Annotated in this window: 25 protein-coding genes; 10 read left to right on the top strand and 15 right to left on the bottom strand. The window is 59.9% G+C overall.

Features of this window, described 5'->3' with window-relative positions:
• Nucleotides 1–14: 14 nt before the first annotated feature.
• The gene (locus tag FBAL_RS08775) at nucleotides 15–1,523 is read left to right on the top strand and encodes a SpoVR family protein (protein ID WP_013345244.1); all 1,509 of its coding nucleotides are present in this window, start codon (nucleotides 15–17) and stop codon (nucleotides 1,521–1,523) included.
• Here FBAL_RS08775 and fadR read toward each other — a convergent pair whose 3' ends face one another.
• A complete protein-coding gene (gene fadR, locus FBAL_RS08770; protein WP_013345243.1) occupies nucleotides 1,524–2,243 on the bottom strand; it encodes a fatty acid metabolism transcriptional regulator FadR in 720 nt (239 codons plus the stop codon).
• Nucleotides 2,244–2,513: 270 nt separating this feature from the next.
• Between fadR and nhaB the strand changes: the two genes are divergently transcribed.
• Both nhaB and dsbB read left to right on the top strand, forming a co-directional pair.
• Nucleotides 2,514–4,094 (top strand): sodium/proton antiporter NhaB, encoded by a 1,581-nt coding sequence (gene nhaB / locus FBAL_RS08765; RefSeq protein ID WP_013345242.1) that lies wholly within the window; start codon nucleotides 2,514–2,516, stop codon nucleotides 4,092–4,094.
• A 68-nt stretch (nucleotides 4,095–4,162) separates the two neighbouring features.
• A complete protein-coding gene (dsbB, locus tag FBAL_RS08760; RefSeq protein WP_013345241.1) occupies nucleotides 4,163–4,690 on the top strand; it encodes a disulfide bond formation protein DsbB in 528 nt (175 codons plus the stop codon).
• A gap of 19 nt (nucleotides 4,691–4,709) precedes the next feature.
• On the opposite strand, the gene FBAL_RS08755 is transcribed toward dsbB, so the two are convergent.
• The 5 genes from FBAL_RS08755 to FBAL_RS08735 form a co-directional block, all read right to left on the bottom strand.
• Entirely contained in the window at nucleotides 4,710–5,099 is a 390-nt protein-coding gene (locus FBAL_RS08755) for a hypothetical protein (protein ID WP_013345240.1), read from the bottom strand.
• Nucleotides 5,100–5,467: 368 nt separating this feature from the next.
• Nucleotides 5,468–5,758, bottom strand: coding sequence for a hypothetical protein (locus FBAL_RS08750; protein WP_013345239.1), 291 nt, complete (start codon nucleotides 5,756–5,758; stop codon nucleotides 5,468–5,470).
• A 117-nt stretch (nucleotides 5,759–5,875) separates the two neighbouring features.
• On the bottom strand, nucleotides 5,876–6,325 hold the full coding sequence (locus FBAL_RS08745; RefSeq protein ID WP_280963965.1) for a YcgN family cysteine cluster protein: 450 nt from the start codon (nucleotides 6,323–6,325) through the stop codon (nucleotides 5,876–5,878).
• A gap of 75 nt (nucleotides 6,326–6,400) precedes the next feature.
• Nucleotides 6,401–7,375 carry a lytic murein transglycosylase gene (locus FBAL_RS08740; RefSeq protein ID WP_013345237.1) on the bottom strand — a complete coding sequence of 325 codons (975 nt, stop codon included), beginning with the start codon at nucleotides 7,373–7,375 and terminating at the stop codon, nucleotides 6,401–6,403.
• Nucleotides 7,376–7,392: 17 nt separating this feature from the next.
• Nucleotides 7,393–7,674: a YcgL domain-containing protein gene (locus tag FBAL_RS08735; protein WP_041251630.1), complete on the bottom strand. Its 282-nt coding sequence runs from the start codon at nucleotides 7,672–7,674 to the stop codon at nucleotides 7,393–7,395.
• Nucleotides 7,675–7,803: 129 nt separating this feature from the next.
• Between FBAL_RS08735 and minC the strand changes: the two genes are divergently transcribed.
• From minC to minE, 3 genes are read left to right on the top strand one after another with little or no spacing between them, the layout of a single operon-like run.
• The gene (gene minC, locus FBAL_RS08730; protein ID WP_013345235.1) at nucleotides 7,804–8,451 is read left to right on the top strand and encodes a septum site-determining protein MinC; all 648 of its coding nucleotides are present in this window, start codon (nucleotides 7,804–7,806) and stop codon (nucleotides 8,449–8,451) included.
• A gap of 13 nt (nucleotides 8,452–8,464) precedes the next feature.
• Nucleotides 8,465–9,271 carry a septum site-determining protein MinD gene (minD, locus tag FBAL_RS08725; protein ID WP_013345234.1) on the top strand — a complete coding sequence of 269 codons (807 nt, stop codon included), beginning with the start codon at nucleotides 8,465–8,467 and terminating at the stop codon, nucleotides 9,269–9,271.
• A gap of 1 nt (nucleotide 9,272) precedes the next feature.
• Nucleotides 9,273–9,527: a cell division topological specificity factor MinE gene (gene minE, locus FBAL_RS08720; protein ID WP_013345233.1), complete on the top strand. Its 255-nt coding sequence runs from the start codon at nucleotides 9,273–9,275 to the stop codon at nucleotides 9,525–9,527.
• Between the two features lie 54 nt (nucleotides 9,528–9,581).
• Here minE and fadD (FBAL_RS08715) read toward each other — a convergent pair whose 3' ends face one another.
• From fadD (FBAL_RS08715) to yoaA, 9 genes are all read right to left on the bottom strand, one after another.
• Nucleotides 9,582–11,249 (bottom strand): long-chain-fatty-acid--CoA ligase FadD, encoded by a 1,668-nt coding sequence (gene fadD / locus FBAL_RS08715; protein WP_013345232.1) that lies wholly within the window; start codon nucleotides 11,247–11,249, stop codon nucleotides 9,582–9,584.
• Nucleotides 11,250–11,498: 249 nt separating this feature from the next.
• The gene (locus tag FBAL_RS08710; protein ID WP_013345231.1) at nucleotides 11,499–13,454 is read right to left on the bottom strand and encodes an acyltransferase family protein; all 1,956 of its coding nucleotides are present in this window, start codon (nucleotides 13,452–13,454) and stop codon (nucleotides 11,499–11,501) included.
• A gap of 148 nt (nucleotides 13,455–13,602) precedes the next feature.
• Nucleotides 13,603–14,727 carry a ribonuclease D gene (gene rnd, locus FBAL_RS08705; RefSeq protein ID WP_013345230.1) on the bottom strand — a complete coding sequence of 375 codons (1,125 nt, stop codon included), beginning with the start codon at nucleotides 14,725–14,727 and terminating at the stop codon, nucleotides 13,603–13,605.
• Entirely contained in the window at nucleotides 14,727–16,400 is a 1,674-nt protein-coding gene (gene fadD / locus FBAL_RS08700) for a long-chain-fatty-acid--CoA ligase FadD (RefSeq protein WP_013345229.1), read from the bottom strand. The genes rnd and fadD (FBAL_RS08700) overlap by 1 nt, the downstream gene beginning before the upstream one ends.
• Nucleotides 16,401–16,474: 74 nt before the next feature.
• Complete coding sequence (locus FBAL_RS08695) at nucleotides 16,475–17,350, bottom strand: alpha/beta fold hydrolase (protein ID WP_013345228.1); 876 nt, start codon at nucleotides 17,348–17,350, stop codon at nucleotides 16,475–16,477.
• Nucleotides 17,351–17,435: 85 nt separating this feature from the next.
• Nucleotides 17,436–18,251: a class I SAM-dependent methyltransferase gene (locus FBAL_RS08690; RefSeq protein WP_013345227.1), complete on the bottom strand. Its 816-nt coding sequence runs from the start codon at nucleotides 18,249–18,251 to the stop codon at nucleotides 17,436–17,438.
• Between the two features lie 68 nt (nucleotides 18,252–18,319).
• Nucleotides 18,320–18,592 carry a hypothetical protein gene (locus tag FBAL_RS08685; RefSeq protein WP_013345226.1) on the bottom strand — a complete coding sequence of 91 codons (273 nt, stop codon included), beginning with the start codon at nucleotides 18,590–18,592 and terminating at the stop codon, nucleotides 18,320–18,322.
• A 14-nt stretch (nucleotides 18,593–18,606) separates the two neighbouring features.
• Nucleotides 18,607–19,290: a tRNA (adenosine(37)-N6)-threonylcarbamoyltransferase complex dimerization subunit type 1 TsaB gene (gene tsaB, locus FBAL_RS08680; protein ID WP_013345225.1), complete on the bottom strand. Its 684-nt coding sequence runs from the start codon at nucleotides 19,288–19,290 to the stop codon at nucleotides 18,607–18,609.
• Between the two features lie 171 nt (nucleotides 19,291–19,461).
• On the bottom strand, nucleotides 19,462–21,378 hold the full coding sequence (gene yoaA / locus FBAL_RS08675) for a DNA repair helicase YoaA (protein ID WP_245544385.1): 1,917 nt from the start codon (nucleotides 21,376–21,378) through the stop codon (nucleotides 19,462–19,464).
• Between the two features lie 340 nt (nucleotides 21,379–21,718).
• Between yoaA and hisG the strand changes: the two genes are divergently transcribed.
• Genes hisG through hisB form a run of 4 tightly spaced genes read left to right on the top strand, consistent with a single transcriptional unit; the run spans nucleotide 21,719 to nucleotide 26,087 of the window.
• Nucleotides 21,719–22,642, top strand: coding sequence for an ATP phosphoribosyltransferase (hisG, locus tag FBAL_RS08670; RefSeq protein WP_013345223.1), 924 nt, complete (start codon nucleotides 21,719–21,721; stop codon nucleotides 22,640–22,642).
• 3 nt (nucleotides 22,643–22,645) lie between these two features.
• Nucleotides 22,646–23,926, top strand: a complete 1,281-nt coding sequence (gene hisD / locus FBAL_RS08665) for a histidinol dehydrogenase (protein WP_013345222.1) — start codon at nucleotides 22,646–22,648, stop codon at nucleotides 23,924–23,926.
• The gene (gene hisC, locus FBAL_RS08660; RefSeq protein WP_013345221.1) at nucleotides 23,923–25,023 is read left to right on the top strand and encodes a histidinol-phosphate transaminase; all 1,101 of its coding nucleotides are present in this window, start codon (nucleotides 23,923–23,925) and stop codon (nucleotides 25,021–25,023) included. The genes hisD and hisC overlap by 4 nt, the downstream gene beginning before the upstream one ends.
• Complete coding sequence (hisB, locus tag FBAL_RS08655) at nucleotides 25,020–26,087, top strand: bifunctional histidinol-phosphatase/imidazoleglycerol-phosphate dehydratase HisB (RefSeq protein WP_013345220.1); 1,068 nt, start codon at nucleotides 25,020–25,022, stop codon at nucleotides 26,085–26,087. Before hisC ends, hisB begins: the two co-directional genes overlap by 4 nt.
• Nucleotides 26,088–26,092 lie beyond the last annotated feature (5 nt).

The following is a 26,092-nucleotide window of genomic DNA, read 5'->3' as shown; positions in this document are numbered from 1 at the left end:
CAGGGGGAATGCGTATGGCAGAGCGACAGACATTGCCGGACGGTCCGGACTGGACCTTCGAGTTGCTGCAGCAGTATCAGGATGAGATCGCCCGGGTTGCTGACCACTATCGCCTCGACACCTACCCGAACCAGATCGAGGTGATCACCGCCGAGCAGATGATGGACGCCTACGCCAGTGTCGGCATGCCCATTGGTTATGCCCACTGGTCGTTCGGCAAGAAGTTCATTGAGACCGAGCAGAACTACAAGCGGGGCCAGATGGGTCTGGCCTATGAGATCGTGATCAACTCCAACCCCTGCATCGCCTACCTGATGGAGGAGAACACCATCACCATGCAGGCACTGGTGATGGCCCACGCCAGCTACGGCCACAACAGCTTTTTTAAAGGCAACTACCTGTTCCGCACCTGGACCGACGCCGACTCCATCATCGATTACCTGCTGTTTGCCAAGAAATACATTGCCGATTGCGAACAGGCCCATGGCATCGATGCGGTGGAAGACCTGCTCGACTCCTGCCATGCCCTGATGAACTACGGCGTCGACCGCTACAAGCGCCCGGCCGAGATCTCGCTGCGGGAAGAGAAACAGCGCCAGAAGGAGCGTGAAGAGTATCTGCAAACCCAGGTCAACGACCTGTGGCGCACCCTGCCGGAACGCAAAGAGGAGGCCACCGCAGAGGATGAGATCCGATTCCCGCCGGATCCGCAGGAGAACCTGCTCTACTTCATCGAGAAAAACGCACCGCTACTGGAGCCGTGGCAGCGGGAACTGGTGCGCATCGTGCGCAAAGTGGCGCAGTACTTCTATCCCCAGAAGCAAACCCAGGTGATGAACGAAGGCTGGGCCACCTTCTGGCACTACACCATCCTTAACCACCTGTATGACGAGGGGAAACTGTCTGACCGCTTTATGATGGAGTTTCTGCACAGCCACACCAATGTGGTGCTGCAACCGCCCTACAACAGCCCCTACTACAGTGGCATCAACCCCTACGCATTAGGCTTTGCGATGTTCCAGGACATCCGCCGTATCTGCGAGAGTCCGGAGCCGGAAGACCGCGAGTGGTTCCCGGACCTGGCCGGTACCGACTGGCTGGATGCGGTGCATTTCGCCATGGCCAACTTTAAGGACGAGAGCTTTATTGCCCAGTACCTGTCACCCCGACTGATGCGGCAGTTCAAGCTGTTTGGGGTGCGCGATGACGACCGGAAGAACTACCTTGAGGTGTCCGCCATCCACGACGAGCAGGGCTATCGTGAACTGCGCACCGCGTTAGCGCGGCAGTACAACCTCAGTCACCTCGAGCCCAATATCCAGATCTGGAATGTGAAGGTCCGTGGCGACCGCAGCCTGGTGTTGCGTTACACACCACAAGACCGCATTCCGTTGGCAGAGAGCAAAGAGGAAGTGATGAAGCACCTGCACCGGTTGTGGGGCTTCGATGTGATACTGGAGCAGGAACAGGAAAACGGCAGCGTGGAGTTGATCGCACGCTGCCCGGAGAAGAAGCGGGAATAATCAGATCTTGGTTTCGGCGATGTCCTTCGGCATGTCGCCGCGGATCTTCTGCCAGATTTTACCGGAACCCATACCGTAACGGCGCACCAGCGGAACCACCGCCTCAAAGTCGCCTTTCGCAGCCAACTCACCCAGCTCACGGTAGTAGGCGCGGGCCAGCTCGCGTCCCTCTTCACTGGTGAAGTAGTAACGCCCTACCCGGCTGTACAGCCCCTTAAAGCCATTCAGAATCAGCGAGTAGATCGGATTGCCTGAGGCAAAGGCCACACTGTGGTTAAAGTGGTAGTCAAAATCGGCGAATGCGCCGCCATCTTCCGGCAAATCTTGCGCTTCCTGAACCAGCTCAAGCACTTTTTCCGGGCAGTGACGCACTGCGGAACGGAGGTAGATGCTGCTGATGTTGGTTCGTGCTGCCAGCAGTTGGTCCATCAGCTCTGGTACACCGTCCTGATCCAGGCGGGCGATGGTTTCCAGAATGTTGAGGCCAGAGGTTTCCCAAAAGTTGTTCACCCGGGTGGGTTTACCATGTTGGATGCTCAACCAGCCGTCCCGGGCCAAACGCTGCAATACCTCACGCAGCGTGGTGCGGGTAACGCCAATCAGTTCAGACAACTCACGCTCGGCGGGCAGAATCGACCCCGGCGGGAACTTGTTATTCCAGATGGACTTAACGATGTACTCTTCGGCAAATCCAGCCGGGCTTTGAGCTTTAATGATCATGGAAACGGCAGCCTGTTAATCGTGTTATCGCTTTTAGTTGTCGGGTGATCATACCAGAGGGGGGTGAAATAGGAAGTCGAGACGGCCCAATCGTTGCCTGTTCGCGGTCAGTTTGTCGCCAGTTCTGAACACATTTACGCCACGCCAGGTTATTCATTGGTGACTTAGTGTGCATCAGAAGTGACTTTGTGACTGCATTCGCATTAAACTCCGCCCTTAAAATCATAACATCGGCTCTTCGCGAGTTTTTTACCAGCCCCTGAGGAAGTCATGGCGGTCTCATTACAACAGGCATTTTTCCAGAATTTTCTGGGCAGCGCCCCTAAATGGTACAAAGCGGCCATTCTCACCTTCTTGGTGATCAATCCCCTGGTCTTTATGTTCGATCCTTTCATCGCTGGCTGGCTGCTGGTGGTGGAGTTCATCTTTACCCTGGCCATGGCCCTGAAATGCTACCCGCTTCAGCCGGGCGGTCTTCTGGCCATCGAGGCGGTTGCCATCGGCATGACCTCGCCCAACCAGGTTCTGCATGAGATCGAAGCCAACCTGGAAGTGATCCTGCTGCTGATCTTTATGGTGGCCGGCATCTACTTTATGAAGCAGTTGCTGCTGTTCATCTTTACCAAGCTGATCACCCGCATCAAATCCAAAACCATCGTGTCTCTGGCGTTCTGTATGGCTGCGGCCTTCCTGTCCGCCTTCCTCGACGCGTTGACCGTTATCGCCGTGGTTATCAGCGTGGCAGTCGGCTTCTACGCCATCTACCACAAAGTGGCGTCCGGCAAGAGCTTCCAGCAAAGCCACGATCACAACGACGACGAAAGCATCGAGCTGTCCAAGGACGATCTGGAAGACTTCCGCGCGTTCCTGCGTAACCTGATGATGCACGCTGGTGTGGGTACCGCCCTCGGTGGTGTGTGCACCATGGTAGGCGAACCGCAAAACCTCATCATCGCCGCGCAAGCCAACTGGGGCTTTGGTGAGTTCTTCCTGCGCATGGCGCCGGTCAGCATCCCGGTTCTGATTGCCGGCCTGGCCACCTGTATGCTGGTTGAGAAGTTCAAACTGTTCGGTTACGGCGCACCGCTGCCGGAGCCGGTACGCCAGATCCTGGTGGACTTCGCCAACCACGAAGACGCCAACCGCACCAACAAAGAGAAGATGCAGCTGATCGTTCAGGCCCTGGTGGGCGTGTGGCTGATCGCCGGTCTGGCTCTGCACGTTGCGGCCGTGGGCCTGATTGGTCTGTCCGTTATCATTCTCTGCACCGCGTTTAACGGCGTTATCGATGAGCACAGCCTGGGCAAAGCGTTTGAAGAGGCCCTGCCCTTTACCGCGCTGCTGGCTGTCTTCTTCGCCGTCGTGGGCGTGATCATTGACCAGAAGCTGTTCTACCCCGTGATTCACTGGGTACTGCAGTTTGAGGGCAACACCCAGGCGGTGATGTTCTACCTGGCCAACGGCGCGCTCTCTATGGTGTCCGATAACGTGTTCGTGGGTACCGTGTACATCAACGAGGTGAAAGCCGCCCTGCTGCAAGGCGACATCACCCGTGACCAGTTCGACATGCTGGCTGTCGCCATCAACACCGGCACCAACCTGCCGTCTGTTGCGACCCCGAACGGTCAGGCTGCGTTCCTGTTCCTGCTGACCTCTGCACTGGCGCCGCTTATCCGCCTGTCTTACGGTCGGATGGTTATCCTGGCGCTGCCTTACACCATCGTACTGACCCTGGTCGGTCTGGCGATGATCCACTTCGGCGTCTTGTCTGAAGCTACCGAGGCAATGTATAACCTTCAGTGGATCAGCCACCACGCCGCTGATGCCGGCGCTGCGGTCTCTGGCCACTAAGCCCCGGTTACCCGGCTTTACCCCAAAACGGCGCCCATTGGCGCCGTTTTTGTTTCGAAGGATTGACTATGCTCGACCGACTTGCCGCCCTGCCCCAGCAACGCGCCGCCTGGCTGCTGCTGTCCCTCTCCGCTTTTGGCCTGATGGGGGCCGCATTGGTGTTCCAGTACGTCTATGAGCTGGGCCCCTGCGTCATGTGCATCTACATCCGGGTTGCGGTGTGTGCCATTGGCCTGGCAGCACTCGTCCCCGCCCTGTTGCCCTCAAGCGCACTGGCGCGGCTTATCGGTTGGATAGGATGGATAGTCGGTGCGGGCTGGGGCGCCAAGATCGCCTGGCAACTGGTGGAGAAGCAGTCCACCCCACCGGAGGGCTTTGGCCTGTTCGGCGCCAGCTGTGACTTTATCCCCGACTTTCCAAGCTGGTTGCCCCTGCATCACTGGATGCCGGCGCTGTTTGAGCCCACCGGTGACTGTACCGACAAAGCCTGGGAGTGGCTGGGCGTCACCATGGCGCAGTGGACTCTGGTCTCGTTTGCGCTCTATCTGATGGCTGCGGCCCTGGTCCTCACTGCGGTGTTGCTGCGCCGGCGTTAAACCAGCCCGGTTGGGCGGGTCATTCCCAGTTATCCTGCAAGGGCTGATGCTGACACTGCTCAGCATCCGTTACCTCCCCGCCCTTAAGCCCATGGGTGATGCGGCAGTGGTATTGGTTTTCATCCGGATCCCAATCCCACGCTGCCGCTTGATGACAAAACGCGCCGACACAGCGCAATAACGCTGTTGCCTCGGCGCCGCCGCGCCCCTCCTGCACCGCCCCCATGATGGATTCATACACCAGGTCCGCCCCCACCAGTACCAGCGGAAAAGCCAGGGTGTTCAACACGCTGAACTCGTCATCGGGTTCGTGCGTGTAGAATTTACCGCTACTCGTGCAGCTCGCCAGTCCCATGACCAGCGCCGCGGCGCCCAACTTTGGCCATCTGCCCAAAAGCGCCATCATCATCGGTTACTCTTATTGCCCAAAATCCATTTCAGGCAGCATTACCGAACCACTCGTTGCTCACAACAGACCGGATGTAAAGCTGGGCAAGGCTTGGTCAAGACCCTGAAACTCGTTGACACTCGCTGACAATGGCGGCGAAACCGGCGGGAAATGTCATTAAGTGTCAATGCGTAACAGAAGCAGCGTTAATCCCGGCAAACCAACCGGTACCACGCTGCGGGTGCGCTGACTCAGCATAGGGGGAAGCGTGACAAGAGGGGGGAGCGCGACAAGAGACAGCACCACGCCCGCCGGAGTGTGATGTTGTCAGGAGCGGGATTGTGGCAGCCAACAATCCCATTGACCCTAAGGTGACTTAGCGCCCGTGGTCAGAGCTGGTGGTCGTGCTGCTCGCGAAGATACTCCTCCACCCGGGCTGCCCCATCTCCTTCCAGGGTAATCTTGGCGTTCAGTCCCAGTAACGCACCGCTGATCACCTCCATGGTGGTCAGCCCAATATTGCCGGGCAGGCGGATGATAAAGTGGCGGTCACCTTCCAGGTAACGGCGAAACAGGTGGCCACCGACCACCTGGGCCATACCGCCCTTCTGGCTGGCAGCACTGACGGTCAAAATGCAGTTGCCGGCTTCATCGTGTTCATAGGTTTGGGTACGTGCCATCAGCTTCTCTCCTTGAAGGGGCATGCCAAGACAGTGACACACCAGGCTCCAGGGTGACAAGCACCACGATGATTCAGGCACAGATACAACAAGGGCGCCTGAATGGCGCCCCTGGGGTCAGTCGATGTCGTTGGCGGGCCAATGCACGATGCAGCCAATCAGAATCTGGCTTTCGGTGCCCACGTCACGCTCATCCAGCACCTTGTTACGAATCGACATGCCTGCCGCGTGCATGGCGGAAGCGCTACCGGTCAACAACGGGTGCCAACTGGGCAGCCCACGGCCTTCGTGCAGGCGTTTATAGGCGCAACTTGGCGGCAGCCAGTCGAGCTCACCAACGTTTTCCGGGGTGATCTTGTAGCAATCCGGCACGTAGTCGAAGCGGGTCGGGTACTTGTTGCACTGACACGACTTGTGGTTCAGCAACTGGCAAGCCACGTTGGTGAAGTACACCTCATCGGTATCATCGTCGATCAGCTTGTTCAGGCAGCATTTGCCACAACCGTCGCAGAGGGATTCCCACTCCTGCTCAGTCATCTCACCCAACGGTTTTTGCCAAAACGGCACTTGCTCGGACATCGCCACTCCCCTACTACAAAAACGCCCCCGCTCTGGCGGGGGCGCGCATGATAGCAAAAATGCTCAGTCGATGGCAGGGAACTTGATGCGATCCGAGAGGTAGCCCACCGCCACCGCAAAGTAGTGGCTTCGGTTCCAGCGCATCAGGGCATCGTAGTTGGCATAAGCCAGGTAAACCCGGCCATCGGCGTCGTCCGGGAACACCAGAGAAGCCTCGATGTCCCGCACCGGCAGGTCGCTGCCGTCAAAACGACGGACACCAAGTTGCTGCCACTCTGCCAGGGTTTTCTTCACCTTCAGTCCCTGCAGGGACTCATCAACCGGTTGCGCCAACTTAACCTGACGCGCCCAGGTCTGGTTGTACTGCCAGCCGACGTTGGACAGGTAGTTGGCGGCGGAGGCAAACACATCAGGCAGGCTGCCCCAGATGTCCTTGCGGCCATCGCCATCGTAATCTTCGGCATAGCTCAGGAAAGAGGTCGGCATAAACTGAGTCTGGCCCATGGCGCCGGCCCAGGAGCCACGCATCGCGTCAGCACTGATATGCCCCTGGTCGAGAATGGTCATCGCGGCGAAGAACTGCTCTTTGAAAAAGTCTTCACGGCGGCCCTCGTAGGCCAGGGAGGCGGTGGTGCTCAGCACCGGGTAGTTACCGGTGTAGCCGCCAAAGTTGGTTTCAATGCCCCACAGCGCCACAATAAAGCGCGGCTGAACTCCGTAGGCTTTGCCAATCTCTTCCAGCAATTCGCGGTGCTCTTTGTAGAGTTTACGCGCCTTGTCTACCTTCCACTGCGGCACCGCCTGAGGCAGGTAGGTGTCGAGGGTTTTCTTGAATTCTGGCTGATTTCGGTCGGCGGAGATCGCCCTTTTGAACAGCTTGATGTCGGCAAACGCCGCATCAATGGTGGCCGGGGCATAGCCCTTTTCACCCGCTTCCTGTTTCAGCTGACTGACGTACTGGCTGAATCCATCGGCGTCCACTGCCGATGCGCTGGCACTCACTGAGAGCAGCGCCGCTACCAATGCCCGTTTCCACATAGGGGGCCTCCTTGTTGTTATGAGTCTTCTAACCCCAGACTACGACGATGCGCCTTGAGCAGATCTTCCGGCGGTGGAGGCAGTTGCAGGTAATACCCCTTGTCGGCCAGCTCGGCGGTGACTTTCGCCATATCGGCGTTAGCCAACTGCTTGATCTTTGCCAGCGGCAGGATCATCACAAACTGCGGTGTGCCGAACACCTCCATCAACGGCTGAGGTACTTGAGAGAAGTCATCCCGCTTTGGCACGTACAAATAGGTGTCGGCCTTTCGACTGCTCTTATAAATGGCACAAATCATCATATTTTTAGGCAATTACTTCGGTTGCGTGTTGCTTAATTCGCGGTGGTCACTATACCATGCGGCTCCAAGAAAAGAATCCGTCACTGGCTAGCGAATCGCCAGTCCGCCCAGCTGTTTGAGGCGAGCATGCATTCCCCCACTATCGAGTTCAAAGGCGGCAGCTATACGCTGTCTACGTTGCGTCTTTGTGGCCGAACCCTGGCCCAGCTGGATACCGCGCTTCGCCAGCATATTGAACGTGCTCCCGCCCTGTTTTCCCGGATGCCGGTGATCCTCGACATTGAGGGCCTGGACCCCGCTTTGCCGCTCGCCGACGTGGTTGAGCTGGCGCGTCAACTGACACTGCTTCCAATGGCCGTGAGCCGGGCGCAACCCACCCATAAAGCGCAACTGGATGACCTGGCCCTTCCCTGTCTCGAACACAAAGCGCAAAAGGCCCATCATCGCCTGCCACCGCTGGTGGTTGATAAACCGGTACGTTCCGGTCAGCAGATCTATGCCCGCGAGCGTGACCTCATCGTTCTGGCCGCCGTCAGTGCCGGTGCCGAGGTGATGGCCGATGGCGACATCCAGGTGTTTGGCGCCCTTCGCGGCCGCGCCTTTGCTGGCGCGACCGGTGACCCCAGTGCTTACCTGATCAGCCATAACTTCCAGCCCGAGCTGGTGGCCATGGCTGGCCACTACCAAACGATCGAACCCAATCATCCCCATTGGGGCCAGCCTGTTCTGGTCCAGCTGCAGGGCACCGCGTTGGCCTGTCAGCCCCTTTCCTGATTTAGGAGTTCCCATGTCCCGAGTAATCGTTGTTACTTCCGGTAAAGGCGGAGTGGGCAAAACCACCTCCTCTGCTGCCATTGCCACGGGCCTGGCCATGGCCGGCCACAGCACTGTTGTTATCGATTTTGATATCGGCCTGCGTAACCTTGACCTGGTGATGGGCTGCGAGCGCCGCGTGGTGTACGACTTCGTTAACGTCATCAACGGTGAAGCCAACCTGAATCAGGCACTGATCAGAGACAAGCGTTGTGACAAGCTCTTTATCCTGCCGGCTTCCCAGACCCGGGATAAAGACGCACTGAGCCAAGAGGGCGTCGCCAAGGTGCTTGAGGAGCTCAAGTCCCAGTTTGACTTTGTTATCTGCGACAGCCCGGCTGGCATTGAGCATGGTGCCATGATGGCGCTGTACTTTGCCGATGAAGCGATCGTCACCACCAACCCGGAGATCTCTTCGGTCCGTGACTCTGACCGCATCCTAGGTATGCTGCAAAGCCGCTCTCTGCGTGCTGAGCAGGGGCTGGAGCCGGTAAAAGAGCACCTGCTGCTGTGCCGCTACAACCCCAAGCGGGTGGACACCGGCGAGATGCTGAGCCTGGCGGACGTTGAAGAGATCCTGGCCATTCCACTGCTGGGGGTGATCCCGGAATCCCCGGCGGTACTGAAAGCGTCAAACGCCGGCGTGCCGGTGATCATGGACAAGGAGTCCGATGCCGGTCAGGCCTATCAGGACACCGTGGCCCGACTCCTGGGTGAGACACGACCAATGCGCTTCACCGAAGAGAAAAAGGGCTGGCTGAAAAAACTGTTCGGAGGCTGATATGGGCTTTATGGAATACTTCCGCAAGGACAAGGACAAAGAGAAAGAGAGCGCGGGTACTGCCAAAGACCGACTCAAGGTGATTGTGGCCCACCAGCGCCTGCACCGTAATGGCCCGGATTACCTGCCGGAGTTGCAGCGTGAGCTGATGGCCGTGCTGAGTCGCTACGTGCCAACCGAAGACATCGTTATCGCCCTCGACCACGAAGATGACCTGGATGTGCTGGAGCTGAACGTTCCCCTGCCCCCCAAGTAATCCCACTCACAAAAAAGGCCCGCCAATGCGGGCCTTTTTTGTGGTCGGCTGGGCTCAGGCGGCCTGCTCCTCGCGCAGGGCACGACGCAGGATCTTACCGACATTGGTTTTCGGCAACTCGTCGCGGAACTCAATCAGCTTAGGGACTTTGTAGCCGGTCAGGTGTTTGCGGCAATGGTCCATCAGGGCATCCTCGGAGAGACGGGAGTCCTTGCGCACCACGAAGATCTTCACCACTTCGCCAGACACGTCGTTGGGCACACCAACTGCGGCCACCTCTTCCACTTTGTCGTGCATCGCCACCACGTCCTCAATCTCGTTGGGGAACACGTTAAAGCCAGAGACCAGAATCATGTCTTTCTTACGGTCAACGATGGTGAAGTAGCCCCGCTCATCACAGACGGCAATGTCGCCCGTTGCCAGCCAATCGTCTTTCAGTACCTCGGCGGACGCTTCCGGCCGTTGCCAGTAGCCCTTCATCACCTGAGGGCCACGGACCTGCAGTTCGCCACGCTCACCCAGCGGTACCTCCATGCCCTCCTCATCCACCAGGCGGATGTCGGTGGAGGGCAGCGGCAGGCCAATGGTGCCGTCATAGCCGGTTGCGGTGTACGGCGCCACACTGGCCACCGGAGAGCACTCGGTCAGGCCATAGCCTTCCAGCAGGCGGGTGCCGGTAAGCGCCTGCCAGCGCTCCGCCACCGCGCGTTGTACGGCCATACCACCGCCCAGGCTGACCTTCAGGCCAGAGAAATCGACCTGATCAAAACCGTCGGTATTCAGCAACCCGTTAAATAGGGTGTTCACGCCGGTGATAGCGGTAAATGGCTGGCTGTTCAGGGTCTTCACAAACTGCGGCATGTCCCGCGGGTTGGTGATCAACAGATTGGTGCCGCCCAGTTTCATAAACAGCAGGCAGTTCGCAGTCAGGGCGAAGATATGGTAGAGCGGCAGCGCAGTCACCACGGTCTCTTCGCCTTCGTTCAACAGCGGGCCGATAAAACCACACAGCTGCTCAAGGTTGGCCACCAGGTTGCGGTGGGTCAGCATCGCGCCCTTGGCCACCCCGGTGGTGCCGCCGGTGTACTGCAGGAACGCCAGGTCTTGCGACTGCACTTTAGGACGGACATATTGCAGGTGGCGCCCTTTGGCCAGCGCGCTGCGCATCGAGCGGGCATGAGGGAGGTGGTATTTGGGCACCATCTTTTTGATGTGCTTAACCACAAAGTTCACCAGGGTGCGCTTGGGCAGCGACAGTTGGTCACCCAGGCTGGTGAGAATAACGTGCTTAACCGGGGTATCGTCCACCACCTGCTCCAGGGTGTGGGCAAAGTTGGAGACGATCACGATCGCTTCCGCGCCGGAGTCATTGAGCTGATGTTTCAGTTCACGGGCGGTGTAGAGCGGGTTGACGTTCACCACCACCATACCGGCACGCAGCACACCAAATAGCGCAACGGGATACTGCAGCAGGTTGGGCATCATCAACGCAACACGGTCACCCTGTTTCAAACCCAGGTCCTGTTGCAGGTAGGCGGCAAACGCGCGACTCAGTTCATCGAGGCGACGGTAAGTCAGGGACTGGCCCATATTGACGAAGGCAGCGCGGTCACCAAACTTGGCCACGCTTTCTTCCAGCAGCGACACCAAAGAGTTGAACTGCTCGGGGTTGATCGCCTCCGGCACATCCTTGGGATAGCTGCCCAGCCATAACTTTTCCATCGAAAGCCTCCTTGCTCTGTGACCTGTCCCGCCACTTTTTATTGGTATGGTTTAAACAATCGTTTAATTAAATTGCACCACAATATGTCACGTTTAATGTCTCGTTTCCAGCCTGCACTGGGTAAGCATTTTCACTTTGTGCAACCTTGCACCAATTCAGGGCAGATCAGCGAAGCCGCTGTCACAGCATAAAAAAGCCCGGCTTAAGCCGGGCCTCAAACAGAGCCAATCGTGGAAGACCACCAAAACTCAGAACTTCAGTTGCGGTGCCTTGCGCGCCAACTCCCGTTCACCCAGGGTGAGCGCACCGTAAGTAGAGAGGTGGTTGGTGTCTTCGTACAGCGGCAGACCATTGCGCATGCCATCGCACTGCCCGTCCCGGCAAAGCAGCTCGGCCGGTTGGTAAAACTCCAGCTCAGGATAGGTTTGCTCCAGCTCGGCAAAAAGCTGGTTGATGATCGCCTTCTGCTCCGCCTTATCGTCACTGTTCTGATCGATTCGGCACTGGGCCGGGTCGCCGTAGCGATAGGCGCAGGTGGAAACGTTGTGGCCGTCGCTGGGCACCGTTCGCAGAATGACCGGAGTGGCACCGCCAGCCAGGATCAGGGCAACGGTGTCATTCAGCAGTTTGCGGACGTGACCCACGTGGTCCTCATCCGGGTACACCACCCGGTCGGGGCGCAGCAGGTTGGTCCAGAGGTTGGCGAGGTAGACCCGCTGCCCCTTAAATTCACCGCGCTCAATGGCATCCAGGTATTCAGTGGAGAGATCGATGCACTCCTGCTTGATGCGCAGGTTTTTCCACATCACCAGCCCTCGGAGCTGCATACAGCCGACGTGGTGGGCAGAGAGGAAAGAGACCCCTTTGTCCTTGCCGATGGTGTCGAAAAAGGCGCGGAAGTGGCGGGCGTGGGAATCCCCCAGCACCAGGCCGGCTCTTGGTTTATCCCGATCCCCCAACACGCAGGGGTTATTACCGAGCGGGTACTCGTTTTCGGTGCAGTCCGGCAGGTTGATCTGGTCGTCGTAGTCCTGCAACTGGTGGTAGATGGTGCTCGCATGGGTCCCTAACCGATCCGGATAGCCGTCATTGCGACGCACATAGGTATTGGCCAGCAGGGCCAGTACCAGCGGAACCAGGAACAGTCCTGTGGCCACTTGCCAACCCGCCATCGATTTCCGGCGCACCGGCTGCTCCACCCACCGATAGGTGGCCCAGGCCAGCACCACCGACAGTACCGTCAGCGCCGCCATGACCCAGGCGCTGTCCGCTTCCATATAGCGGGCCAGGGCAAACAGCGGCCAGTGCCACAGATAGAGTGAATAGGAGATGGCGCCAAAAAACACCAGCAGCGGATGGCTCAGTGCCCGCGTTACGCGTGACTGTGGCGCAACCGCGCCACTGACCAGCAGCACCACGGTGGCCAGACACACCCATAGGGCATTGATGCCCGGGAACGGCGATTCGGCGCTGTAGACAAACGCCAGTCCCAGCAGCAGCACCAAAGCGGGCAGCGCCAGAGGCGCCAGGCAACGCACCGCCTGCGGATAGCGCCGCCACGCCAGCGCCAGGGTTGCACCGATCAGCAGTTCAAAGAAGCGGGCCTGACTGAGGAAGTAGGCCTCCCCTCCCCGGCTCACGACGGTGTAGACCGACAGACCCAGCCCGGTCAATGCCAGTGCGGACACGGCAGCCAGAGCAACCGTCAGCCCTCCCCAGCGCAACAGGGCCCACAACAGCGCCGGAAACACCAGGTAGAACTGCCATTCGATGGAGAGCGACCAGGTGTGCGTCATCGGCATCACCTTGGCGTCACTGGCGAAGTAATCCGAGACGATGTTGGCAAAGTGGAAGTTTGAGCTGAAGTGCATCGCCTCCCGCAATGAGCGGGTATAGGCGGTAAAGTCTGCCGGCAACAGCATGAACGCCGACAACAGTGACGTTACCAATGCCACCACAATAAAGGCGGGCAGCAGGCGTTTGGCACGACGGGCATAGAATACGCCGAAGCGGAATTCCCCGGCACGGACCTGGTCAGCAATGATGCTGCTGATCAGAAAGCCGGACAGCACAAAAAACAGATCTACGCCAATAAAGCCACCGGAGGGCTGGCCATCAATATTGGCGTGGTACAGCAACACAAGAAGCACGGCGATGCCACGCAAACCATCAATGTCGTTGCGATAATTCAGTGTCGATTGCATTCAGCGACGCTTAACAGAATGAACAAGCGCCCGACAGTACCTAGCCTCGGCAGAATTGTCAGTCTTAGCCCGGCATTTCTGTAATATGGCCACAAAAAAAGCCCATGCTTTTTGCATGGGCTTCATTTTATTAACGCGCGCGACACATTTAGGGCAATAAGTTAGCCTGACTCAATGCCTCGGCGCAGAGTTCGCCGCGCCAGCCCTGGATGAGATCCGGCTCGGGGCCAAAGCGATCACGCCAGACCCACTCCACGTACTGCTGCACCAGCTTCTTGGAACCCAGTAACTCCAGCGCCACCTGCTCCCGTTCCGCCACCGCCTGAACCACTTTGCGTCCTTCCGCGAGGGCATCGCGGAACGCCGGGTCGAGGCCCAGAGGATCAATCGGTTCCGGCGGATTGTCGACATCCGCCGCCGCAATCACCCGCAGCAGGGTTTTGCCGTAACGCTGGATCTCGCGCTCATGGAGGCAATCCATATTGGCCAGGTAAGCCATGGACCGGGGCGCACGGCGGGCCAGGTTCAGCAACGCCGCGTCCTTGACCACAAAGCTCAGGGCCAGGTCTTTCTGTTCCGCCACGCCCAGGCGCCAGGCGGCCAGGGCTTTCAATACCGCCAGCTGTTTGGGTTTGAGCTGCCAGGCATTCTTAACCTTGAGATAGGCTTTATTGGGATCGTCCGGCTTCAGCCGGCCACGACAGGCGCGCTCGCCCTCCTGCCACAACCAATCCAGACGCCCCATCTCTTCGATGGCGGGCCGCATCATGCGGTACACCTGCAGCAGGTAGTACACATCGGCGGCAGCGTAGGTCAGCTGCTTTTCGCTGAGGGGGCGCTTGAGCCAATCGGTTCGCGCTTCGCCTTTGTCCAACTCCAGACCGAGGTAGTGATGGATCAACTTGCCGTAGCCCATGGCGCCGCCAAGGTTGAGCAGCACGCCGGCCACCTGAGTATCGAACAGCGGTTGCGGAATCACACCACCACGGTAGGCGAAGATCTCCAGATCCTCGCTGGCCGAATGCAGCACTTTGACCACGTTCTTATCGGCAATCAACTGCCACAGCGGGCCCAGGTCCTGAATCTCAAGGGGATCGATCAGGGCCAGGGTTTCGCCGTCGTATAACTGGATCAGCCCGAGTTGGGCATGCAGGGTGCGGGTGCGAACAAACTCGGTGTCCAAAGCCACCGCGTCTTTCTGACGACACTGGCGGCACAGGGCCGCCAGATCATCGTCGTTGTCGATCCACTGCCACTGGGGCATGGGTTGCATCAACTCGACTCCTTTACCTCGTCGCGCAGTTCGCGACGCAAAATCTTGCCCACGTTGGTTTTCGGCAATTCATCCCGAAACTCCACCAGCTTGGGTACTTTGTAACCGGTCAGGTGTTTACGGCAATGGGCGATCAAATCCTGCTCTTTCAGACTCGGATCCTTTGCCACCACGAAGATCTTAACCAGTTCACCGGACACTTCATGGGGCACACCCACCGCCGCCACTTCCAGCACCTTCGGATGCAGGGCGACCACATCTTCCACCTCATTCGGGAAGACGTTGAACCCGGAAACGAGGATCATATCTTTCTTACGGTCGACAATGAAGAAGTTCCCCTCTTCATCCATGCGTCCGATGTCGCCGGTGAGCAACCATTCGCCATCCATCACCTTGGCGGTCTCTTCCGGACGCTGCCAGTAGCCCTTCATCACCTGCGGGCCAAACACCTGCAGCTCACCCACTTCGCCCTGGGGCTGAACCTTACCCTCTTCGTCCACAACCCGGATCAAAGTGGAGGGCAGCGGCAGGCCGATGGCGCCACTGTATTCGGCTTGATCATAGCGGCCCGCAGCCACAACCGGAGAACATTCGGTCAGGCCATAGCCCTCAATCAGCGGTACGCCGGTGGCGGCTTTCCACTTTTCGGCCACGGCACGCTGCACCGCCATGCCACCACCGATGGTCAGCTTAAACTGGCTGAAATCAATGTTGCCAAACTCCGGGTGGTTCAGCATCGCATTGAACAGGGTGTTTACCCCGGTCAGCGCGGTGAAGGGGTACTTTTTCAGATCGCCGATGAAGTTGTCCAGATCCCGCGGGTTGGTGATCAGCAGGTTCTGGCCACCCTTCTTGATGAACAGCAGCAGGTTTACGGTGTTGGCAAACACGTGGTAAAGCGGCAGCGGGGTCACCACCATCTCTTTACCATTCTCCAGCAGCGGGCCGTAGTAAGCGTCGCACTGCAGCATGTTGGACACCACTGAGCGGTGGGTCAGCATGGCGCCTTTGGCGACACCGGTGGTGCCGCCGGTGTACTGCAGGAACGCGATATCGTCAGACGCCACTTTGGGTTTCACGTACTGCAGGTTGCGGCCCTTGGCCAGGACCCGACGCATGGAGACGGCACCCGGCAGGTGGTAAGCCGGCACCATCTTCTTCACGTACTTGACGACAAAGTTAACGAGGGTGCGCTTGGGCGCGGAGAGTTGGTCACCGATTTTGGTGAGGATAACGTGCTCAACCGGGGTCTCGTTCACCACCTTCTGCAGGCTGGAGCCGAAGTTGGTCACGGCGATGATCGCCTTGGCACCGGAATCCACCAGCTGGTGTTTCAGTTCGCGCGGGGTGTACAGCGGGTTAACGTTAACCGCCACCATGCCGGCACGCAGCACCCCCAACAGGGCAATCGGGTATTGCAGCAGGTTGGGCATCATGATGGCGACCCGGTCGCCCTGGGTCAGCTTCAGCTCATTTTGGAGGTAGGCGGCGAAGATGCGGCTTTGCTCCTCCAAACGACGGTAGGTCAGTACCGCCCCCATATTGATAAAGGCCACCTGGTCCGGGTAGGTGCGGCAACTCTCTTCGAACAGGTCGAGCAGGCTGCCATATTGGTCCGGATTGATCTCGGCCGGTACACCGGCGGGGTAGCTGTTGAGCCAGGGTTTGTCCACGCTGTTCTCCTTTGTGGAACAGTACTGCTTGGGGGTACTGGGGGCACATTGCCCCTAAAAAAGCCAAATAAACGTCAGCAAGCCTTTGGCTTACCTGACAAATAATTCATCAGAGCCTGGACCATTTGCGGAACCGACTCCATATGACAGTGATGGCCGCCCGGGATCAGCTCCTGGCGGACGTCATAAAACCACTCTTTGCGCTTCGGCCAGGCCAATTTGAGTTGGGGGTAGCCTTGCTCCCCCAACACCACCAGCGCCGGTTTGCGGTAGCCCGAGAGGTAATCCCGCGCCTGAGATTCGGTCATCATCCAGGCCGAACGCTCGCGCAGGCGGGGATCGGAGCGCCAATACCAGCGACGACCACGAAACTCCAGGTTACGGGCCAGCAGCATACGGGCATAACGCTCGTCAAAATCGCCACTGCGGGCCCGGGCTGCCACCAGCGGCGCCAACTTGTCGTAGCCCTGCAACGGCCCCTGGGGCTTCTGCCGACTGAGAAAGCCATGGCGCAAACGCTCCGCCGCCTTACCCGATTCGCTGACCAGTGGGCCCACCGCTTCGATGGCCACCAGTGCCGGTACCTCTTCGGGATAGAGGCCAGCATAAAGCTGCGCCACAATCCCTCCCATCGAGTGCCCGAGCAGACAGCATGGGGGAGACGGCAGCTGTGCCATCACCCGATGCAGATCGTAGAGGTACTCGAGGAAGGGGTAGTGATTGCCCTCCGCCCGATGGTCTGACAGGCCATGACCCGCCCAATCCGGTGCCAGCACCTGGTAGCCCTCGGCCGCCAGCGCCGGCGCCAGCAGGGCAAAGCTTTCGCTGTTGTCCAGCCAGCCATGCAACGCCAGGATAAGGGGCGCATCATGCTCCCCCCAGCGCTGTGCTGCCAGGGAGATCTCATCGAGTTTCAGGGTTATCGCCTCGGCGGCGGGCAAGGTTGCCATAGCTCTCCTGCGCTGTCCCGATCCAGATCACAAAACCGCTTTGGTCCGGATGCTGGTTGGAGCAGTTGCACTGATGTTAATCCGTTCAAATTTCAGGCTTGTAGAACTTCAGGGTCATCCGATCGGACTCGCCAATGGCCTGGTAGCGTGCGCGATCCTGCTCGCCCAGTCGCAGTGACGGTGGCAGGGTCCAGACGCCGCGGGGATGGTCCTTGGTGTCGTTGGCATTGGCGTTGATCTCGCTCTTGGCGGCGAGACGGAAACCCACTTTCTCCGCCAGGGCGATCACTTCGGCCTCATCCATATAACCGCTTTTCAGTTCAATACCGGGATAACCACGGTGCTCCACCACCCCGAACACGCCGCCCGGAGTCAGCACCTCCCAGGCACTGCGGAACACGTTTTCAAGCTGGCCGTCCATCGCCCAGTTATGCAGGTTACGGAAGGTCAGCACCATGTCGGCGGTGGCTTCCACGCCCAGGCTGGCGAGGCGCGGCGGGTCAAACGGGATCGCTTCCACTTTGCCGTAGTGCTCGCTGTCGGCGCTGAGTTTGTCCAGATAGGCTCGGCCAATGCGGGCGCGGTAGGCCGGGGCATTACTGTCAGCCGGCGGCTCCACGTCGAAGGTGGCAGCGACAAACTGGCCCTCATCTTTGAGATAGGGCGCCAGAATCTCGGTGTACCAACCACCGCCCGGCCACAGCTCAATCACCCGCATATGCGGATGAAGACCAAAGAATTCGAGGGTTTCCACCGGATGGCGGTAGGCGTTGCGGGCAATATTGGCGTCACTGCGATGGGCCCCATCGGCCAGGGCTGCCAGCTTCTCACTGGAGTCGGCCAGAGCGGAACCACAGAAGGAGGCGGCAACAATCGCGATGGGGATCAGGGGCTTGAGCATGGTGATTTCCTTTCCTTAGAAAAACAGGAAAGACCTTAGCAGGTTCATCTGTGTCTCACTAGTTGGACTCAGACATAAAGATCCACGCCGACCATCGCCTGCAGCTGCTGACGCAGGTCGCCCTGGGCAATTTCACGGTAGCGATTCAGTGCCGGATGTTCCGCACCATCGCGAAGCACGCTGTCTCGACCGGACTGCCAATCGGCCCAGCTGGCATCGTCCTGGGGTTGCACCAACACCGGCCCCAGCGAGGTGGCCACCACGCCAGAACGCTCCACCGGACGGGCCGGTGGCTGAACATTGTGCTGCGGACCGGGAAGTCCAATGCCGACAGGACGCATGCCCTACCCTCGTGTTATTCGCGACCCGGCAGTTTTTTCCAGGCCACGTTATTGCGCAGGTATACCGGTTCAACTTCGTCCACCGGCATCGCTTCGCCCCGGTTGAATGCGTCAACCGCGAGCGGAATCATCAGCTTAGCACTGGGCAGGCGCAGGTGCGATGCAACGGTGATGCGCGCATCTTCAGCCAGCTGCGGGTAGGTTTCAAAGCCGGTACCGACCGCGACCACGGCGTCACCCAGTTGCCACTGTGCCAGCAGGTCATCCGGGCCAATCACCAACTCCTCGCCCACCAATACCGCCAGGCCATTTTCCGCACGATACTGGCCGAAGTAGACCTCGCCCATGCGGGCGTCGATGGCCGCGACCACCTCGGTGGCACCTTCAGCAATCGCCGCTTGTGCCATGGCGGCCAGGTTGGAGATCGGCAGCACCGGCAGCTCAGCGCCCAGCGCCAGTCCCTGCATCATCGAGGTGCCGATGCGAATGCCGGTAAAGCTGCCCGGGCCACGACCAAAGCCGATGGCGTCCAGATCCGCCAAAGTGATCCCGGCCTCCACCAGCAGGCCGTCCACCATCGGCAGCAGGCGTTGGCTGTGCTCGCGGGGGGATTCCTGCTCCTGGTCGCTGATCTGGCCATCCATATAGAGGGCGGCGGAACAGTTTTCAGTGGCGGTATCAATAATCAGGATCTTCATTAACGCTCTCTTCTACTTCGTTTCGCGCCACCGTTGCCAAACGACAAAGGAGCGCACTGTTGGCTGCTGGTTCACAGCCTGGCCAGCCGCAAAACGGGCCAGCGGTCAGTCATATTGGCGGGGATAATAGCACAGGGTTTGGCGCCGGGCGCTAACCCGCGACTCTCCCGGTTACAACGCTTTCAACATGGTGACGGCCCGCTGCAGGTCGCGGGTCCGTGCCATCGGCGGCAAACTGGAGAGAAACACCGCGCCGTAGGGCCGGTAGATCAGTCGTGGGTCGGCAATCACCATGACGCCCCGGTCCGATTCGCCGCGGATCAGGCGGCCCACCCCCTGCTTCAGCGCAATCACCGCCTGGGGCAGCAACACCTCGGTAAAGGGATCACCATTGCGCAGTCGTACCGCATCGGAACGGGCCTTGATCAACGGGTCATCCGGTGCCGCAAACGGCAGCTTGTCGATCATCACACAGGACAGTGCCTTGCCGCGCACATCCACCCCCTCCCAGAAACTGGCGGTGCCCAGTAACACGGCGTTGCCCAGCTGGGTAAACCGGTTAAGCAGAGTGCGCTTTGAGCCCATGCCCTGCACCAGAATGGGCAGATCAAGGCGGCGGGCCAGCCGCTCCCCCACCTGGTGCATCATCTGGTAGCTGGTGAACAGCAGGAAGGTACGGCCACGGGCTGCCTGAGTCAGCTCAATGGCGATCTGAGCCAGCTGGTCTGCCACCTCAACCCGGCCGGGCTCGGCCAGATAGCGGGGCACACACAGCAGCGCCTGATTGGGGTAATCAAAGGGACTGTCGAGAATAAGCTCGGTCGGATTCTGCAGCCCCATCGCCTCGATAAAGTGATCGAAGCGGTCCGCCACCGTCAGGGTGGCTGAGGTGAACATCCAACCGGCCTTAAACTGCTGGTAGTAACCTTGGCACTCTTTGGCCACCGACAGCGGGCTGGCCCGCAGGACGAAGTGCCCACGGTGGCACTCCACCGTCAGTGAAGCCTGGCCGGGGGTGAGAAACTGACTCAGCCGCCCCTCCAGCAACGCCGCCCGCTCAAACGCGTGGTCAGCGCCATCATCCCGGCTCAGTTGGGTCTCCAAAATACGACGGGCAAAGGAGAGCGCTTCGGCCATCTGCGCCATCGCTTCCGCCACCGCGGCCTGCTCCTTCAGTTGCCGCCAATCCTGTACCGGGGCATCGGACAGCGCGTCGTACAGGTCGGCACAGGTCGCCTGCAGCCGGGATGCTGCCGATTGCAGTTGTCGGCAATCCCGCAGGGGCCCGGCGTAGGCGCGCAGCATCTCCCGGGCCAAATCCTGCATCTGGCGACTGCTGACCGACGTGGCAAAGTGGGATAAGGCGATATCCGGAAGCTGATGCGCCTCGTCAAATACAAACAGCTCGCAGCTTGGCAGGATCTCGGCAAATCCCGTCTCCTTAAGTGCCATATCGGCGAAGAAGAGATGATGATTCACCACCACCAGATCCGCTTCCAACGCTTTGTCACGGGCCTTTTTCAGGCAGCAACGTTCGAACTCAGGGCACTTGCGCCCAAGGCAGTTGTCATTGGTTGAACCGGCCATCACCAGCGCCATTGAGTCCTCCGGCACCGAGGTCAGTTCGGCAAAGTCACCATTGACGGTGCCATTGGCCCAGTGGCGGATCCGCATCAGTTCGTCCACCAGGGTGGGGTCTTGCGGCAGGTCAGCCAGGCGTCGGTTGAGGTGGTAATGGCACAGGTAGTTGCTGCGACCTTTAAGCAGCGCGACCTTGGGCGGTCGCTCCAGCAGCGTCAACAGCGCGGGAAGGTCTTTGAGAAACAGTTGGTCCTGCAGGTTCTTGCTGCCGGTGCTGATCAGGGTGCGTTTGCCGCTCAGCAACGCCGGCACCAGATAAGCGAAGGTCTTACCGATGCCGGTTCCTGCCTCGGCCACCAACGTGCGGTGCTGCTGTATGGTGTCGGCCAGCGCCTGAGCGAGAGTGTGCTGCACCTCGCGGGGGCGGAACCCCGGTACACCCTGGCTCAGCAATCCCCCCGGCCCCAACGCCAGGGACACCTCTTTGTGCAAACGGCTTGCTGCCACGCCTACTCCCGCTGTTTTACTGGTTACGATAAGCGCAACCAATGCCGCCATAACTGGCGCCACCATACGTCATCCGGGGGCCGGTCAAAAAGTAAAAAACGCCCTTGCAAATGAAAAATCACTGCATTAGCGTAAATAGCAAGCACTGATTCATTGGATTTGGACACACATGAACCTGTTTAGCCTGAACGCTATCCATCATCACCATCACACACAGCGGTAGCCTAAGGCGACATCGCTGGTGGCTGCCGTTACGGCGCTACCAGTGGTGACAGTCCAAACACGACGAAAACCCTGGCAAAGCGCCAGGGTTTTTTCGTTTTTGTTAAGGACATGAAAGATGACACAACCAACTTCCACGCAACGCACCGCTTCCGGCCGTTTGCGCATCGCCATCCAAAAATCCGGCCGCCTCTCTGATGAGAGCCAGGCCCTGCTCAAACGCTGCGGCCTTAAGCTGAATCTGCGGGATCAGCGCCTGATGAGCCACGTGGAAAATCTGCCCATCGATATTCTGCGCGTGCGTGATGATGACATCCCCGGCCTGGTGATGGATGGCGTGGTAGACCTGGGCTTCATCGGCGAGAACGTGCTGGAAGAGGAGCGGCTGGAGCGCGAAGCCCGGGGCCAGGAGGCGGCATTCAAACCCCTGCGCCGCCTCGATTTCGGTGGCTGCCGCCTCTCCCTGGCGGTGCCAGAAGATTTCGAATACGCCGGTGCCGACTCCCTGACCGATTGCCGCATCGCCACCTCCTACCCCAACCTGCTACGCCGCTACCTCAACGAGAAAGGCGTACCGTTCAAAAGCTGCATGCTGAAAGGCTCCGTTGAAGTGGCGCCTCGTGCCGGACTGGCGGACGCCATCTGTGACCTGGTCTCCACCGGCGCCACTCTGGAAGCCAACGGCCTGAAAGAGGTGGAGGTGATGTTCCGCTCCATGGCCACCCTGATTCAGGCGCCCCAACCCCTTGACCCGGAACGCCAGGCCCTGATCGACAAACTGATGGTGCGGGTCAACGGCGTTATCCAGGCCAAGGAGAGCAAGTACATCATGCTGCACGCCCCCAAAGCGCAACTGGAACAGGTTATCGCCCTGCTACCCGGTGCAGAAAACCCCACCGTTCTGCCCCTGGCGGAAGACAACAGCCGGGTGGCGCTGCACGCCGTCAGTTCAGAAACCCTGTTCTGGGACACCATGGAAGAACTGAAAACCCTCGGGGCCAGCTCCATTCTGGTGCTGCCGATTGAAAAGATGCTGGGGTAAACGATGCAACGGGTGATTTGGCAAACCTTAACCGAAACGCAGAAGCAGGCGGCACTGAGCCGGTCCGAACTGGTGCAGGATGGCGCCGTCGCCGAGTCGGTGCGCACCATTCTGGCCAGAGTGAAGAACGAAGGCGACGCGGGGCTGCTGGCACTGACAGAGCAGTTTGACGGGCCACTGGGGGACAACTGGCAGCTGGGGCCGGAGCAGATGGCCGAGGCGGCCGGACGACTGGATGAGGCGCTGAAACAGGCGATCGACCAGGCCATCGATAACATCGGTCGCTTCCACAGCGCGCAGCAACCCCAGACCCTCGCCCTCAATGTCGCCAATGGCGTGCGCTGCGAACTGCGCAGCGAAGCGATTGAGCGAGTGGGCCTGTACGTCCCCGGCGGTACCGCCCCGCTGATCAGCACCGTACTGATGCTGGCCCTGCCCGCCCGCATCGCCGGCTGTGAACTGAAAGTGATGGTGACCCCGCCACCGGTCAACGACGCCATCCTGTATGCGGCCTCCCGCTGCGGCGTCGACACCCTGTTTACCATCGGCGGTGCACAGGCCATCGCAGCCCTCGCCTACGGCACCGAAACCGTGCCCCGGGTCGACAAGATCTTTGGCCCGGGCAACCGCTTTGTCACCGAAGCGAAAACCCAGGTCAGCCAGCAGGGCACCGCCATCGACATGCCCGCCGGCCCCTCTGAGGTGCTGGTGATCGCCGATGACAGCGCCAATCCGGACTTCGTGGCGGCGGACCTCCTTTCTCAGGCCGAGCACGGCGAAGACTCTCAGGTGATGCTGGTGACCAACAGTGCCGCCCTGGCTGATGCGGTGGAACAAGCAGTAAGTCGTCAGCTCGAACGCCTGCCGCGGTCTGCTGTAGCGCAAGTTGCCCTGAGCCAGAGCCGGGTGATTCTGGCCGACACCCTGGAGCAGGCCTGCGCCATCAGCAACGCCTACGCCCCGGAGCACCTGATTGTGCAAACCCGGGCGCCCCGCGACCTGCTGCCCCGCCTGCGCGCGGCCGGTTCCATCTTTCTGGGCCCCTGGACGCCGGAGTCCGTCGGCGACTACGCCAGCGGCACCAACCACGTGCTGCCCACCTACGGCGCCGCCCGTACCGCATCCAGCCTGTCCCTGGCCGATTTCCAGCGCCGTTTCACCGTGCAGGAGCTGAGCCAGGACGGTTTGAACACCCTCGCCAATGCCGTCACCACCCTGGCTGAAGCGGAAGGGCTGCGTGCCCACGCCACTGCCGTCACCCTGCGTCTGGAGGCCCAGCAATGAGCACAGCCCCTGTCCTGCCTGACTGGCTCACTCCTCTGGTTCGTCCGGAGATCGCGGCCCTGACGCCCTACGCTTCCGCCCGCCGGGAAGCGGTCGGCGGCACCGTCTGGCTCAATGCCAACGAATCGCCCTGGAACAACACCACCATCAACGGCGTCAATCGCTACCCCGATTGCCAACCCGGCGCGGTACGCAATGGCTACGCCAGCTACGCCGGAGTCTCACCAGAGCAGGTGCTGGTGACCCGTGGCGCCGATGAGGGGATCGATCTGCTGATCCGCACCTTCTGCCGACCCGGCATCGACCGCATCGCCAGCTGTGGCCCCAGCTACGGCATGTACGCCATCAGTGCCGCCACCAACGCCGTGGGTTGTGACCTGCTGGAGTGGGCCGAGGGTTACCAGCTGCCGGACGACTTTGTCGCTCAGGTTCGCGACTGCAAGCTGGTGTTTGTCTGCAACCCCAACAACCCCAGTGGTACGGTGATCGACCCCGCCACCCTGACCGGACTGGCCGCACAGTTGCCCAACAGTCTGCTGGTGGTGGATGAAGCCTACATCGAGTTCTGCCCGGAACTGACCGTCACCGGCGCACTTCAGCAGTGCCCAAACCTGGTGGTATTGCGCACCCTCTCCAAGGCGTTTGCACTGGCCGGCGCCCGCTGTGGCTTTACCCTGGCCAACCCGGCAGTGATCGGCCTGCTGGAGAAGGTGATCGCCCCCTACCCGGTACCGGAGCCGGTGGCGCAACTGGCCGCCGACGCGTTGTCACCGGAAGGGCTGAGACGAATGCAGACGCAGGTGGCTCAGCTCAACGCCCGCCGCGAAGCCCTGGCACAGCGACTGACGGCGCTGCCGGAAGTCCGCCAGGTCCTGCCTTCCCGAGCCAACTTTCTGCTGTTTGAACTTAAAGACGCCCGCCGCTGCTACGACCAACTGGCGTCCCAGGGCCTGTTTATCCGGGCCTATCGCCACCCGCAACTGACCGACTGGCTGCGCATCAGCATTGGCGCAGACAGTGAGATTGAACAGGTTGAGCGTGCCCTGTGCGCCGCGCTTGGCCGTCGCCCGCTCTTCAACAAGGACGCCGTATCATGAAACAACCCATCCTCTTTATTGACCGCGACGGCACCCTGGTGGAGGAACCGCCGGTGGACAAACAGCTGGACCGGCTGGATAAGCTCAAGCTGGAACCGATGGTGATCCCGGTGCTGCGCCAGTTGCAGGATGCCGGCTACCGGTTGGTGATGGTCTCCAACCAGGATGGGTTGGGCACCGACAGTTTCCCTCAGGCGGATTTCGATGCCCCGCATCAGGCGATGATGGCGATCTTTGAAAGTCAGGGCATCCGCTTTGACGAGGTGTTGATCTGCCCCCACTTCGACCACGACAACTGCAGTTGCCGTAAGCCCAAGCTCGGCCTGGTGCAGCCCTATCTGGTCGAAGGCAAAGTGGATTTCGAACGCTCCTACGTTATTGGTGATCGGGAAACCGATATCCAGCTGGCCCAGGCCATGGGCATTCGTGGCCTGCGCTACGACCCGCAAAGCAACGACTGGCTGGCTATCGCCCGCCAACTGACCGGCCAGAACCGGGTGGCGGAACTGCGTCGCACCACCTCGGAAACCGACATCCGGGTCAAAGTCGACCTCGACCAGCCCGGCCCCGCCAAAATCGACACCGGCATTGGGTTTTTCGATCACATGCTGGACCAGATCGCCACCCACGGCGGCTTTGGCCTGGAGCTGAGTATGACCGGCGATCTCGATATTGATGATCACCACAGCATTGAGGACGCGGCGCTGGCGCTGGGCGCCGCCATCCGTCAGGCGCTGGGGGACAAGCGCGGCATCGGTCGCTTTGGCTTCTCGCTGCCGATGGATGAAACCGAGGCCCACTGTCTGCTCGACCTGTCCGGCCGCGCCTATCTGGTGTTCGAAGCGGAATTTAACCGGGACAGCGTCGGTGGTCTCTCCACCGAGATGGTGCCGCACTTCTTTCGCAGCTTTGCCGATGGCCTCGCCTGCACCCTCAATCTGAAGGTGGCGGGCAGCAATGAGCACCACAAGGTCGAGGCCCTGTTTAAGGCACTGGGTCGCACCCTGCGCCAGGCCCTGCGCAAAGAGGGCAACACCCTGCCCTCCTCCAAAGGCACGTTGTAAGGAGT

The sequence above is a fragment of the Ferrimonas balearica DSM 9799 genome, from assembly GCF_000148645.1.
Taxonomy (GTDB): domain Bacteria; phylum Pseudomonadota; class Gammaproteobacteria; order Enterobacterales; family Shewanellaceae; genus Ferrimonas; species Ferrimonas balearica.
This window is presented reverse-complemented; position numbering and strand designations above follow the sequence as displayed.